The following is a 15,399-nucleotide window of genomic DNA, read 5'->3' as shown; positions in this document are numbered from 1 at the left end:
TGATGACAGAACAAATCTGACTACGTTCATTTATTAGTTAGTAGTTAATAGCTTTTGATTTAGTTCTCAGCTTGTTAGACACTAAAAGAAGCTAAGAGAAAAATATAAATCTCTTAGCTTCTACTTATAATCTACTATCCTTAATTTTGATATAGAATATATGTTGACAATGCTGGTACTGTCACTTCATTAGTAAAGCTTTTTTGTCCCTTTGTAACTTTATCTTGATTTACTTCATATTCATTGGCTATAGCATTCCATTCTCCATCTAATGGAAGCTTAATTTTTATTTCTTCTCTATTTGCGTTGTGTATGATAATTAGATGCTTATAGTCCCCTTTAAAGTTTGAATTTAATAAATATCCTACTGAATTATTCGGTGTGTCTATAAACTGTAATGAATTTCTTATATCTTCAGCATTATCTAAAGTCATCACCTTTTGACTTTTTCTTAGTTTAATTAATCCCTTGATATAGTCAAAGGTTTCTTTATATTTACTTTTTCTTGACCAATCTATCTTATTTATCTCATCTCCTGAATTATAACTATTATGAACTCCTTGTTTTGTCCTTAGAATCTCTGTACCACCTTGTATAAAAGGTATCCCCTGAGAAGTAAGAACTATTGATAATGCTAATTTATTCATTCTTTCCCTTGCTTCTTCTGTATCGTGTTTATTACTTTTTTCGAATTTATCAAATAAACATAGATTATCGTGACTACTTACATAATTGATAGTTTCAGTAGGACTATCTGTAAAGCTTTGAATACTATCGTTATATCTTATACTTCCTACTATCCCCTTCTTAACTTCGTTTACTAATCCATATCCACCGTTTACAAATCCTACTCCTGTACCGTCATTATCTCCTTTTATTGCATTTCTTATATTATCATTAAATACAGCTAGGCCTAAACCCTTTTGCTTACCCTTTCTTAGCTGCTTCATTGGTGATAGTGCTGAATTTCCTCCAGTCCAAGGCTCTCCGTATATGATTATGTTTGGATTAATCTTCTTAAGCTCCTTTACTACCTCTTTCATTGTATCTATATCATGAAGTGCCATCAGGTCAAATCTAAAGCCATCTATCTTATACTCAGTAGCCCAGAATTTAACTGAGTCTATGATAAACTTCCTCATCATTGGCTTTTCTGAAGCTGTTTCATTTCCACAGCCTGAGCCATTGGTATAACTACCGTCGGCTGCTGTTCGATAGTAATATTTCGGTACCAATATATCAAATGGACTATTACCTACTGAATAAGTGTGATTAAATACAACATCCATTACTACCCCAATATTATTTTCGTGAAGTGTCTTTACCATTTCCTTAAATTCTCTTATCCTCACCGTTCCATCATATGGGTCTGTTGCATAAGAACCTTCTGGTACATTATATAAATATGGGTCATATCCCCAGTTATACTGTCCCTCTTTAGTTTCATCTACACTTGCAAAGTCATATACAGGCAGTAGATGTACATGGGTAATACCTAATTCCTTTAAGTGGTCTAATCCCGTTGATACTCCATTTGGTCCCTTTGTTCCTTCTTCTGTAAAAGCTAAATACTTACCTTTATAGGTTATACCAGAGTTTTCGTCTACTGAAAAGTCCCTAACATGCATTTCATAAAGAATTGCTTCTGTTGGCTTTATCGATTCTGGCAGCTTATGATTTTCCCACCCTTCTGGGTTAATTGACTCAAAATCTACTATCATTCCCTTTTCACCATTAGCAGTAGCCCCTTTAGCATAAGGGTCTGGAGTTTCCTTTTCTATACCGTCTATAGTGACTTTATAATTATAATATTTGTTTTTATAATCACCATCTAATGTAAGTTCCCAAACTCCATTTTCTCCTTTGTTCATTAAATAAACTTTACCTTCATTATCATTATATTTATCATAAATAACCACTTTCATTTCTTCTGCAACTGGTGACCATACCTTAAAGGTTGTATAATCCTTATTATAATTTGCTCCTAAGTCATTTCCCGTATAAGTGAACTCGGGTAGTTCTAATACTTTTCTCATAACGACATCCTTCTCCTTAAAATCTTTATGGTCTACTACTATTCCTTCAGTAAAATCTACATCCTCTTTAAGTGTAATCTTAAAGAGATTTGTGACTTTACCTAAATATTTATCAACTACTAGGTCACTACTTTTAAACACCTCTTTATCATTATTATTCACAACAAAGCAAAACGTGTCTTTGAAGTTAATACTATGGTTATTACCTACATCCTTTAATAACTTATATACGTCAAATACTTTATCGTACTCTAGTTTAAACTCATCACTTATTTGATAATTGTTAAAATCTCCTATAACATACACATCGTCATCTTTATTATGTTTATACCCAAATTCCGTTGGTGAAAATATAAATTTTATTTTTGTATCATCTACTAATAACTCGTACCCTTTTTTGTTTATATTTTCTTGTTTTACTCTAACACCTTCAACTTTTTCAATATCTACTTCTTTTCCATCAACTTTTACTATAAAATTTTCGTTATTATTACCTGTTAAGTTAAGTTTATTTGTAAGCTCCACAAAAATATCTCTTTTAGTATCCAAAAACGCTCCCCTTATTTTCGGTTTGATGTTTGCTTCTTCCCTATTATAAAATATCTTTTCTGTCCCCTGTATCATCCACACTTCTGTAACATCACCTTTTAAATCTATAAACCTATCCATATTTACATCCTTAGCTTCCCAATTACCTAGTCTTGGAATTATACCTACCCTGTCTAATTTTTCGTTAAACTCTATTTCTGCTATCTTTCCAAAGTCATCTTCGCCAGTAAAGTTATATGCTTTACCTTCTCTGCCCTCTGGCCAAATCCAAAAGCTCCAATTGTCATAGTCTCCTTCATATCTATAATAATGTACTATTAACTTACTTCCTTTTTTTATCTCTTCTTGCGTTGATGTATGTGATTGCTTAACAACCTCACTCTGATTTCCATTTTGACATCCTACTAACATTACATTAAATAATAGAATAAATGCTAACGATAAGCTTATACGTTTCATCTTATTCCCCCAGTTTATAGCAGCTTGGCTGCTAAATTTACAATTGAAAATTAACAATTATTTTCTGTATGTTATAAAAACAGCCCTACTTTCATTTGTAGGGCTTTATTGCGTTGATTCTCTTTCGATTAATTCTGTTTCTACGATATAATGATTTACTTTCGTCTCTTTGTTTTCTATTTTATCTATAAGCAGTTGTGCCGCACGATATCCAAGTCTTTCTGTTTTAATGTCAACAGATGTTAGAGTAGGAGATTGATATGCTGCTAAAAGAGTATTATTAAATCCTACAACTGCTATTTTTTTCTCATCCATTTCCTTTATTGCCTTTAAAGCACCAAAAGCAATCAAATCATCTGTAGTTACTACAGCATCGGGTATCTTTTGTTCTAATATTTTTTTCATGGCATCATAGCCTCTATCCTCCGAAAAATCTGTTTCACTTATCATATGTTCATCTATATTAATCCCTCTAGCTTGTAAAGCCATTTTATAACCTTCAAATCTATCCTTTGTAACGTTTAAGCTATGTGGTCCTCCTATGAATGCAATATTTCTATGACCCTTTTCTATTAAATGGGTGACTACGTCATACATAGCTTTAAAGTTATCATTATCTACCCACAATATTTCTTCAGTATTTTCTGGACGTCCTATTACAACAAAAGGATGATTAACTTCCTTAAGATAAGATATACATCTGTCATTTTGTCTAGCTGTTAATAAAATAATACCGTCTACCCATTTGCTGTTTATATACTTACTAATAAAATCTACCTCTTCTTCTTCATTATTACTATAGCTATACATTATGTAATAACCCTTTTTTTGTCCGTAAACACTTATACCTCTCATAGCTTGTATAAAGAAAGGATTCATAAATAAATCTTCTGAAGTATTAGGTAAAATTATCCCTAAAGTCTTAGTAGATTTATTAGCAAGGCTTCTAGCTATAGCATTAGGATGATAATTAAGTTTTTTCATAGCGTTATATACTTTTTTCTTTGTCTCTTCACTTATTTTAGGGTTATCAGCTATAACTCTAGATACCGTTGAAGGTGAAACATTGGCTACCTTTGCAACATCTCTGATTGTTACTGGCATAATCTTCACTTCCTATAATCTAATTTTTTATCCATGACATCTAGTATAACTCATTATATCACAACATATTACCCCTTGGTAGCACCTGAAGATAACCCATGAACTATATGCTTTTGTAGATATAAGAACAATGCTGTGATAGGTATAGCAACTAATATAGCCCCAGCAGCAAATCTAGTAAAATATGTATTTTGTTGCTGTTGTACCCATTGGAACAAACCAACAGCTAAAGTCCTTTTTTCAGAAGACTTTAATATAAGCTGAGGGAATATAAAGTCAAACCAAGGCCCCATAAAGTTTGTTAAAGCTACAAAAGTAATTATAGGTTTAGCTAATGGAAGTATTATTTTAGTAAATATAGTTAAGTTCGAAGCTCCATCAATCCTAGCTGCTTCATCTAAACTCTTAGGTATCCCTTCGAAATATCCCTTACATAACCAAGTATTGTATGGTATCTGACCTGCTGCATAAACTAGAATTAAACCTAAATGTGTATTCAAAAGATGAAGTCTATATAATAATACGAAAGTTGCTGTCATTGATATAAAAGCTGGGAACATCTGTAATATAAGTATTGTCATCAAAGTTAGTTTTCTACCCTTGAATCTAAATCTTGAAAATACATATGCTGTAAGAGTTGTAAGCACAACAGAAAGACACATATTCGCTGTTGCAATCTTAAGGGTATTTAAATACCATTTTGGATAGTCAGTCTCAGTAAATAATTCTACATAATGCTTAAAAGTTGGTTCTTTAGGAAATAGTGAAGAACTGAATAAACTAGTACCTGGGTTAAGTGATGCCCCAATTATCCATATAACAGGAGCCAATACAATTATCGTTATAAATATTAAGAAAATATACACTATAGATTTCTGTACAAAATTAAATACACTAAAATTTTTATCTTTTTTTCCTACAGGTTCAATTTTTCTTTCATTATCCATTTTAACAGTCATTACATCATGTCCTCCTCTTTGAAGGATTTAGTTTTAGTAAAGGAATAAGCAGAAATTGATGCTATAAATATAAAGATAATCAATGTTACTGCTGATGCCATATGATACTGGTTATTATCCCTTGTCAACTTATAAATCCACGAAATCAAGATATCTGTAGAACCAGCATATCTATAGTTACTGTTGACTGGATTACCATCTGTTAATAGATAAATTACATTAAAGTTATTAAAGTTATATGCAAATGTCATAATTAACAATGGCGCTGTCTGGAATAATACCATTGGTAAAGTTATCTTAAAGAACTGTTGTACTTTAGATGCTCCATCTATTTCAGCCGCTTCATACATATCCTTTGAAATATTAGTTAATACCCCTGACATCAAAGCCATCCAATATGGTGAACCTAACCATATGTTTATAACAACTATCATAACTTTAGCTAAGAATGGGTCTGTTAGCCATGGTGACTTATCAAATCCCATAGTTACTAATAAATTGTTAACTGGTCCTGGCCCACTGAAAGCTAAACGCATTACAAGTAATGATATAAACGCTGGTATAGCATAGGGTAATATAAACATACTTCTCCAAAACTTTTTAATCTTAATGCCCTTTGCATTTACTAATAAAGCTAAAAACAATCCTACAAAATAGTTAGTCGCTGTTGCCAATAAAGCCCATATAACAGTCCATAGCCCTACCCCTATAAAAGTGTTATTCCATATTTTAAGGGATAAAAGATTCTTGAAGTTCTTTAATCCTACCCAATCTACTAGATTTCTTGGAGGCAAGTGATTAGGACTTGAATAATTAGTAAATGCTATACATATCGTGAATATTATAGGTAAAAGCGTGAAAAACATTATAAACACAAATGAAGGTGTTAACATGAATTTGTGAAAATGTCTTTCCCAAATATATTTTATATACTCTTTAGGAGTAAGTAGTGGTTTTCCTTCTTCTAATCTTTTTGCTGTCTTTTTAGCATCTACAATGTTTAAATAATAAACTATTCCAATTATAACTAAAGTAAGTATTGAGATGATACCATCAATCAATAGAAAAATTGAATGATGTCCATATGCGATACCATCTACAAAATACTGTGGAGTTTCACCTAATGTAAATAATCCCCACATACTATATCCAAAATAAGGTATAAAAAATACTATAACTAGAACCTCTATTAATGAGAATATAATACCCTTATATATTTCTTTGTTATAAAATTGTCCTAGTCCCATGAATAGTGTAGATAATAAGGCCGCTTTTTTTGACCTTTTCATAGTATTACCTCCTAGTTTTTTTAAGAAAAATCTAGCCATTTACATTTACCGTAAACGACTAGATTTTTCTTTATGATTGCTATTCTATATTATTCAGCAGCTATTGCATCTCTAACTACTTGAGCTGCATTCTTCAATGCTTCTTCAGGTGATACACCATCATTCCACATTGAAGCAAATGAGTTTCCGTATGGTTCCCATACATATCCCATTTGTGGAATTGATGGCATTGGAACTGCGTATTGTGCTTGCTCTAAGAATGGAGCTACAAATTCATCATTCTTAATTTCGTCAGCATCCATTAATGCTTTAACAGGTGGTATTTGACTAGTTATTTCAAATCTCTTTAGTAACATTTCATCAGAAGTAGCAAATTCAGCAAATAATTTAGCTGCCTTTGGATATTTAGTATATGCACTTACAAATAATGATCTGATTCCTGAGAAGCTTGATTGTTGCTTACCATCGAATAATTTTGGTAATGGAGCAATACCAAAGTTTACTCCTGATTCCTTTCTACCTTGTACAGCCCAAGGTCCATCGATGATAGCTCCTACTTTACCTTCATCAAATAAACCTTCCATAATTTGAGTTGTTGAGTCTTGTGAGTTAACTGGTAATATTTCTTTTAACTTAAGCATTGCCTTTGCACCAGCAATAGCTCCTTCAGAATCTATACCAACATCATTTTTGTCAGTTCCACCTTGGCCAAATATGTATCCGCCACCACCAGCTATAAAGCTGTGTGTATAGTAAGCGTTTCCAATGTCCCACATAAATGCAAATTTATTGTTGTTAGGGTCATTGTATTCTTTAGCCTTTTCAACTATTTCATCGTAAGTCTTTGGTGCTTCTGGGAATATATCTTTATTGTAGAATAATGCATAAGTTTCAATAGCAACTGGGAATCCATAAACTGTTCCTTGGTATGAAACACCATCTACAGCTGCTTTCATAAAGTCATTTTTAACTCTATCAGCTGCTAAATCATTTTCTTGAATTAATCCTGCTGCCACTAATGAACCAGTATGGTCATGTGGAGCAACAAATAAGTCTGCACCTATTCCAGCAGGTCCATCTTGTGCTAATCTTTCTTCAGCATCAACAGCACCTACTGCTTCATATTTAACTTTAACACCATATTTTTTCTCGAATTCTTCTGCTACATATTCAATCCATTCACCTTCAGGTCCTTCACTTTCCCAAACTAATAATTCTGCACCATCTTCAGGCTTTAATTCACCTGAATCTTGAGATTCATTATTTTCTTGATTTACAGGTGCAGGTTGGTCTTTTGGCCCACAGCCTACTAATGAGAATACTAACATACCTATTAGTAGTAGACTGAAAAATCGTTTCATAAAAATCCCCCTTACTTTTTATAATTTTTATTGTTGCATGTCCTCTCTGCAACCGTTTGCACAATTTAATTATAATCTATTTTTTGATAAGTGTCAAACAATTTTAATTATTTTATATTTAGTAAAATTTCAAAATTCCCCTTAGTTATTGTAGTTTTCAACACTCTGTCACAGTTGATTTTTTTATCTTTTACCAAATCTATATACTCTGTTCCATTCACTTTTAGTTGTATCTCTTTATCTTGATTAGAGTTATTAATAAGTACTATAATCTCTTCTTTGTCAGTCTCTCTTACAAATCCAACTACATCATCTAAGCCTTCAATCCATTTAAAATTACCTCTTCTTAAGGCTTCATGCTCGTTTCTTATTTTTATTAATCTTTTATAATGGTTTAATAAGTCTTTATTCCATTTATCCTCATTCCATTCCATTGTTCTTCTACAGTCTGGGTCGTCTCCTCCATTCATACCTATTTCTGTTCCATAATAAATACACGGAGCTCCCAAATAAGTTAACTGGAATACCGAAGCAAGCTTAAGACTTTCTTTATCTCCTTTTGCTTTATATAGAAACCTAGACGTATCATGACTATCTAATAAATTTAACATTACTTCATTTACTTGTTGAGTATTTCTTATTTGTGTTTCATTTATCAATTCTTTAAATTCTTTATTATTTAAGTTTCTATGTGCAAAGTATTGAATACATACTCGAGTAAAAGGATAATTCATAACCGCATCAAATTGGTCACCTAATAGCCAAGGTAATGAATCGTGCCATATCTCCCCTACTATATAAGCATCGCTTTTAGTTTTTTTAACAACTTTTCTAAATTCTCTCCAAAAGCTGTGGTCTATTTCATTAGCTACATCTAGTCTCCAGCCATCGATATCAGCTTCTTCTATCCAGTATTTTGCAACATTTAAAAGGTATTCTTTAACCTCTGGGTTTTCAGTATTTAGTTTAGGCATATATGGAGCAAATGCAAATGTATAATAATTAGGTGGGTCTGTTTCAATAGGCCATTCTCTTATATAAAACCAGTCATAATATGGAGATTTTTTTCCTTTCTTCACTACATCCTGAAATTGAGCAGAATAATATCCAATGTGGTTAAATACTGCATCAAGAACCACTTTTATTCCTCTTTCATGACATTTCTGTACTAATTCCTTCATAGTATTTAAATCTCCAAAGTGTGGGTCTATTTTCATATAATCTTTAGTATTGTATTTGTGGTTAGAATATGATTCAAATATAGGGGTTAAGTATATCGCATTTATTCCTAGGTCTGTTAAATAATCTAATTTATCTATTATTCCTTTTAAGTCTCCACCAAAGAAATTATCAGACTTTGGAGCTTCTCCCCACTTTTCTACTCCTTTTGGGTCATTGAATTTATCACCGTTATAAAATCTTTCAGGGAATATTTGATAAAATACTGCATCCTTTACCCATTCAGATACCTTGTGAATATCTATTTTATTTAAAAATGGATACTCAAAGAAATGCATGTATACCTCATCTTTGTCTATTTCATCAAAAAATCCCCATTCTGTATAGTAGTATCTTTCACTTTTGCCTTCTAAGATGAAATAGTATGCTAGTCTTCTGTATGGTGGTTTTATTTCTGCTATGAAGTAGTCAAAATATTTATCTGAACACTCTAATTTCATTTCTATTTCTCTGTTTTGTGACCATATATATTTATCTCCATATACTAGTATAACGTTTTCTAAATCACCTTTAGAAGCCCTTAGTCTAATATGTACGGTATCCTTATCATATGCATAGCAATAGTTGCTCTTTGGTCTATGGTAAATCCCTTGAAAGTTCATATTTTTCCTCCTATCTTTCCAGTTTTTGTAGTTCTATGAAATCGGTTGCACAATTTTGTAAGTTTGTCCGTATTTTTGTCTTAAAATCCCCCCTTGTATGTCTTTCTTTATCTTTTTCGCTAAAACTTTTTTCAAATAATTATGTATATTATAACATATCAAAGTGAAATTGAGAATTGATAATTGCTCCTCGCTTTCCACTATTGGCTTTTCGAAATTAACTGTAGCTCACATTTAAATGTGAGCTACATCATGTTACTTATTTTATCTTATTATCTATACCCTGGACCATACCCATATCCTGGGCCATAACCGAAACCTGGACCGTATCCATAACCTGGGCCATATCCAAAGCCTGGATATCTATATCTTCTTCGTCCAAATAGTCTTGATAAAAGAACTATACTAATTAAATCTCTAAATATCCTTCTTCTACCATAAAAAGGTCTTTGTTGTACTGATGACCTAGATCTTGGCCTTCTTTCGCCAGGATCTTGGTCTATTTCTGGGCATTCTTCTATCATTTTATCATAAACTTCATCTACCATTTCTTCTAATTCCTCTTCAGTTGGCATTGTGTAAACTGGCATATTATTCATGTACTTGTTAATACACTCTTCTACCATCGGATACATACGATAATAAATCTCCGGATATTGTACGTTGTCATACGTATAATCCATAAAAAAACCTCCTTAATTGTCTTTTTACTAACAGTGTATGAAAAAGTCAGTACTTTGCTACAATGAAAATCGCCAAAATATAATCCCCTGTAATAAACAGGGGAATTGGGTACAAACTTCTTTAATTTTTAGCAGTAAAAACAAAATAGTACTACTAGAAGTAAGAAGAAAAATAATAAACTGCTATCTGGATAGTAACCATCAGTCATTTACATCACTCCTATTAGAGTAAATTTAGATTTTCTACCAACTATGAATCAAACATAGCTGGTAGTCTTTTCATGTAGTACTTAGCATCCTCTGTATCCGTAGCAGTTACAGAATAATACAACTAATAATAGGAAGAAGAATAGTAATTCACTACCTCCGTCAAATAATCCTCCTAATAAACCTTTACCATCAGCCATTCTGTTTACCTCCTTCACGGTTATATATAATAGCCTATATCTTAGGCTACTATAATATATGTATATAAAACTATTTTCGTGAATAGGTTAACGGAAAAAAAAGCAGCAATACTGCTTTTTGCTACTAGAATAGGAGACAAAAAAGACTATATAAAAATTTGGGTCAGGTTTTTAAAACCTGGCCCTTTTAATAACTCCTAGAGTTTACTTTATTCTTTGTAATACTTCACATAAAAATTCAAATACTCTTTTTGTAGATGATACACTTAAATGCTCATCTGGAGTATGTACATCGTAAAGGTTAGGACCGATTGAAACCATATCTATATCGCCAAGTTTTTCTTTTAAGAAGCCACACTCTAAACCTGCATGAATTGCTTCTATCTTCGCTTCTTCACCATACATATCCTCGTAAACTTTAGCCATTAAATCTCTAATAGGTGAATCAACTTTGTACTGCCATTCAGGATAATCTGAAACTAACTCCATTTTAGCACCAACTAAATCACATATAGCCTGTACTCTTTCATTTATTTCATGTTTTAAGCTTTTAACTGAGCTTCTTACTGCACTACTGAATACAATTTCATCTTTTTCTGTAGTAAGTACTCCTATATTATTAGAACTTTCTACTAATCCCTCAACATCAGCACTCATTGTCTGTACTCCATTTGGTAGTAATCTAAGTATACTAATTAAACCTTTTTGAGTTGTTGTATTAAATACTTTCTCTACACCTTCTACATCTTCTAGATATACTTTAATATCAGGGTCAGCAGTAGCAAACTCATTTGAGAATACTTCCTGATATTTATTAACTAAAGCTTTTAATTCCTCTTCTTTTTCTGCTTTAATCAATATAATTGCTTCTGCCATTTTAGGAATTGCATTCATCTTTTCTCCACCATTTACATTAGCAATGTTAATATCTATTTCTCTACTAATTCCATCTAATATTCTTCCTAATAATTTTATTGCATTTCCTCTATTTTTATCTATTTCTATTCCTGAATGACCTCCTAATAATCCTTTTATAGCAAGCTTGTAAGTTAATTTGTTTTCGCCAGCTTCATTCCATTCTATCGGTAAGTGTACTATATTATTAACTCCTCCTGCACATGAAGTTAAAATTACTCCTTCTTCTTCTGAATCGATATTTATTAATATGTCTCCTGAAATATGTTCTGGATTAAGATTTAAAACTCCATCCATTCCTGTTTCTTCAGCTACTGTAAACAATGCTACAAGTGGAGGATGAGGAATATCATCTGATTCTAAAATTGCCATAGCCATAGCAACAGCTATACCATTATCCCCTCCTAGTGTTGTTCCTTCAGTTTTAATCATATCACCATCTACAACAACAGGAATTGAGTCTTTTGTAAAGTCAAAATCTAAATCTTCTCTTTTAGCACATACCATATCCATATGTCCTTGAAGTATTACAGTAGGTGCATTTTCATATCCTTCTGTTCCAGGTTTCTTTATAATTACGTTTAAACAATCCTCCTGAATTACCTCAAGTCCATTGTCTTTAGCAAACTCCACTAAGAAATCACTTACTTCTTTTTCATTACCTGAACCTCTAGGAATTTTAGTTAACTCCTCAAAATGTTTAAAAACAGATTCAGGTTGTAAATTTGCTAAAACTCTTGTCATACTTAACATCTCCTTTATTTATTTAATTTATATTTTTTAGGCCCTTTATTTAATACCTCTACTATAACTCCTTTTTCTAATAGTTTGTTTAATATATTGTCAGTTACTAATTTAGGATCATTTACTTGTATTTTATTATTACTCCAAAATAATGATGCCTTAGTACCTTTAATTAGCTCCATTAATTCGTTTTTGGTAAGATATTCTTTCTTTTTTAGCTGCTTTATTATTTTTGTCTCAATCTTTTTATACAATTTATCTAATAATTCTTGTGTCTTTTTCTGTTGCTTTACATAACCCCATGCTAACAAAAAAGCAAAGGCAGCAGCAAAAACAAGTACGCTTACTATAAAACTAATCATTGATATCACTTTCTTTTACAAGTTTTATAAACTTATTGTTTCTTAAAATATTAATATAAGTTACGAGACGCTCATAAAGAGGCTCTACTTCTTCTCCAAATTTTTCTTTAAATTTTTGTCCTATCTCTTCTATGTTCTTTGTGCCATCAATGCAATTCCAGATAAAACTACCGTATTTATCTAAATCTATTTTCATAAATTTAGGTGTATTGAAAAAAACTCTAACTATTCTATCTAACATACTATTTCTAAGTATTATAACTTGTACTAAACCCTCTTCATTAATCTTCCAATCAAACTTTTCATTTTTTAAAGGAATTAATTCTAGTAAGTTATCATTCTTGTTAATTTTTCGTCTCATAACTACACCCCATTCTTTATAAGCTGAAAAGAGGATATTTAAAAATATCCTCTTTTCTAATATAATTATATTTAACTTTTCCACTATATATTAAAGATTAACTTTTCTTTAATACTGAATATCTCATTAACATATAAGTTAGTGCTGCAAAGAAAGCTAGTGCTCCAAGCTGTCCTAAACTAAATCCAAATGCTAAGTCTATTCCAAGCACTGCAAATATTGCTAATAATATACCGATTAAGCCTTCTCCTGCAATAAGCCCTGATGCAAATAGTATACCTGAATCAATCTTAGCTTTAATTGTGCTATCTTCACCATCTTCTTTGTTTAGTTTCTTATCTAAGATACCTCTGATTACACCACCAACCATAATAGGTGTACTTAAGTGAATTGGTAAGTATAAACCTATTGCAATAGGAAGAACTGGTAAACCAAGTAGCTCAATTGCTACACCAATACCTACTCCTGTAAATACTAGGGCCCAAGGTAGATTTCCACCCATAACACCTTCAATAACTAATCTCATAAGTGTTGCTTGAGGAGCTGGTAGTTCTTGTGAGCCAAATCCCCATGCATTGTTTAATAGAACTAATACAAATCCTATTGCAAGAGCTGCAGATAAAGCACCTATCAATTCACAGTACTGCTGTTTCTTAGGAGTAGCACCTACTAAGAAACCTGTCTTTAAGTCCTGTGAAGTGTCACCCGCCATTGCAGCTATTATACAGATTATTGAACCTACAGTTAAGGTTCCAATCATTCCAACATGTCCATCATTTCCGCTTGCTTTAAATACTATAGCTGTAATAATTAAAGTAGCTATAGTCATTCCTGATACTGGATTTGATGAACTACCTACTAAACCTACAATTCTTGAAGATACAGTTGCAAAGAAGAAACCGAATATTGCAATTAATAATGCACCACCAAATCCAACAGGAATTATTGGTAACATCATCATTGCTAATACTACTGCTAAAGAGCCTATTAATACTACTTTCATTGATAAATCTCTATTGGTTCTTACATCTGAACCTTCACCTACACCACTTGAATAATTTTTCATTGCATCCTTAAACGTCTGTACGATCAAAGGTAATGACTTTATTAAACTAAAAATACCACCAAAAGCAACGGCACCTGCTCCGACATATCTTATGTAATAATCCCAAATCTCCCAATGGTCTAATTGATTTAATGGAACTGTAGCAGGGTACATTACAATTTCGCCCATGCTTCCTATATTAGCTATTAATGGAATAAGTCCAAACCAACCAATAACTGCACCTGCTAGCATATATGCAGAAATTTTAGGTCCTATAATGAAACCAACACCAAGTAACGCCGGTAGAACATCTCCACCTATAGCTGCACCTTTATATCCAGGTATAGTAGTTTCTATTTCACTTGGAAACAACTTAAATCCACCTGTTATAAACTTATAAAGTGCACCTATACCTAAACCAGCAAATGTAGTTTTAGCCTTTTCTCCACCTTCTTCACCGGCAAGTAAAACCTCGGCACAAGCTGTACCCTCTGGATAAGGTAAAACTCCATGTTCATTTACAATAAGTGCTTTTCTTAATGGAACCATAAATAATACTCCAAGTATTCCACCACATAAAGCAATAGCTGTGATTTTTAGCAAGCTCGGTGTTCCTATACCCCATTCAGCACTCCAAATAAACAGTGCTGGAAGTGTAAAAATCGCACCAGCTGCTAATGATTCACCAGCTGAACCTATTGTTTGAACCATGTTGTTTTCTAGTATAGATTCTTTTCTTAATATACCTCTTATGATACCCATAGAAATTACTGCCGCAGGAATCGATGCACTAATTGTCATACCTACTTTTAGCCCTAGATATGCGTTAGCTGCACCAAATACTACAGCCATTATAATACCAATAATGATAGATGTTAAAGTAAATTCTGGAAGAATTTTGTCTGCAGGAATAAACGGCTTAAATTCCTGTTTCGCGTTAGTTGCTTTTTCCATGTTTCCCCCTCCTATTATAATTTGTTTAGTAAAAGCTGGTATCGTATTCACCCCAAGGCCTTGGATTATATTAGATTTGGTGAATACAATTTCCTTTGTATGAATTTATAAACATTTCATACTATAATATTACACCATAAATAATTTTTTTACAAAATGTAACATTTAATTTTATCATGTTGCAATATTTTTTATTGTTTCAATTGTTCAAATTTTCAATTTCAGATGAGTTGTTAAGTTTTTTTAATACTTTTGGAAAAACATAAAAACGGGGTCAGGCCTGAATAAGTGAATAACTTTAAAGTTATTCACTTATTCAGGCCTGACCCC

11 protein-coding genes are annotated in these 15,399 nt (G+C 32.1%); all 11 read right to left on the bottom strand.

Translation table 11 applies throughout. The features are described 5' to 3' along the window. Nucleotides 1–140: 140 nt before the first annotated feature. The 11 genes from pulA to L21TH_RS05715 all read right to left on the bottom strand — a co-directional run bounded on the left by pulA (nucleotide 141) and on the right by L21TH_RS05715 (nucleotide 15,069). Nucleotides 141–3,044, bottom strand: a complete 2,904-nt coding sequence (gene pulA / locus L21TH_RS05765) for a type I pullulanase (protein WP_006311577.1) — start codon at nucleotides 3,042–3,044, stop codon at nucleotides 141–143. A 105-nt stretch (nucleotides 3,045–3,149) separates the two neighbouring features. Beyond that, nucleotides 3,150–4,148 (bottom strand): LacI family DNA-binding transcriptional regulator, encoded by a 999-nt coding sequence (locus L21TH_RS05760; protein WP_006311576.1) that lies wholly within the window; start codon nucleotides 4,146–4,148, stop codon nucleotides 3,150–3,152. Nucleotides 4,149–4,216: 68 nt separating this feature from the next. After that, on the bottom strand, nucleotides 4,217–5,107 hold the full coding sequence (locus L21TH_RS05755) for a sugar ABC transporter permease (RefSeq protein ID WP_006311575.1): 891 nt from the start codon (nucleotides 5,105–5,107) through the stop codon (nucleotides 4,217–4,219). After that, nucleotides 5,107–6,396: a sugar ABC transporter permease gene (locus L21TH_RS05750; protein WP_006311574.1), complete on the bottom strand. Its 1,290-nt coding sequence runs from the start codon at nucleotides 6,394–6,396 to the stop codon at nucleotides 5,107–5,109. The genes L21TH_RS05755 and L21TH_RS05750 overlap by 1 nt, the downstream gene beginning before the upstream one ends. Before the next feature lie 89 nt (nucleotides 6,397–6,485). Beyond that, entirely contained in the window at nucleotides 6,486–7,757 is a 1,272-nt protein-coding gene (locus L21TH_RS05745; protein ID WP_006311573.1) for a sugar ABC transporter substrate-binding protein, read from the bottom strand. Nucleotides 7,758–7,864: 107 nt separating this feature from the next. After that, nucleotides 7,865–9,598 carry a glycoside hydrolase family 13 protein gene (locus L21TH_RS05740; protein ID WP_006311572.1) on the bottom strand — a complete coding sequence of 578 codons (1,734 nt, stop codon included), beginning with the start codon at nucleotides 9,596–9,598 and terminating at the stop codon, nucleotides 7,865–7,867. A 272-nt stretch (nucleotides 9,599–9,870) separates the two neighbouring features. Beyond that, nucleotides 9,871–10,281, bottom strand: coding sequence for a hypothetical protein (locus L21TH_RS05735; protein WP_006311571.1), 411 nt, complete (start codon nucleotides 10,279–10,281; stop codon nucleotides 9,871–9,873). A 611-nt stretch (nucleotides 10,282–10,892) separates the two neighbouring features. Further along, nucleotides 10,893–12,347: an aminoacyl-histidine dipeptidase gene (locus L21TH_RS05730; protein ID WP_006311569.1), complete on the bottom strand. Its 1,455-nt coding sequence runs from the start codon at nucleotides 12,345–12,347 to the stop codon at nucleotides 10,893–10,895. Between the two features lie 14 nt (nucleotides 12,348–12,361). After that, complete coding sequence (locus L21TH_RS05725; protein ID WP_006311568.1) at nucleotides 12,362–12,709, bottom strand: hypothetical protein; 348 nt, start codon at nucleotides 12,707–12,709, stop codon at nucleotides 12,362–12,364. Beyond that, nucleotides 12,702–13,070: a PqqD family protein gene (locus L21TH_RS05720; RefSeq protein ID WP_006311567.1), complete on the bottom strand. Its 369-nt coding sequence runs from the start codon at nucleotides 13,068–13,070 to the stop codon at nucleotides 12,702–12,704. Before L21TH_RS05720 ends, L21TH_RS05725 begins: the two co-directional genes overlap by 8 nt. Nucleotides 13,071–13,167: 97 nt before the next feature. Beyond that, nucleotides 13,168–15,069: an OPT family oligopeptide transporter gene (locus tag L21TH_RS05715; protein ID WP_006311566.1), complete on the bottom strand. Its 1,902-nt coding sequence runs from the start codon at nucleotides 15,067–15,069 to the stop codon at nucleotides 13,168–13,170. Nucleotides 15,070–15,399 lie beyond the last annotated feature (330 nt).

Source organism: Caldisalinibacter kiritimatiensis (genome assembly GCF_000387765.1).
GTDB lineage: Bacteria > Bacillota > Clostridia > Tissierellales > Caldisalinibacteraceae > Caldisalinibacter > Caldisalinibacter kiritimatiensis.
Note: the sequence above shows the minus strand (reverse complement) of the source record. Positions and strands in the feature narration are given on the sequence as shown.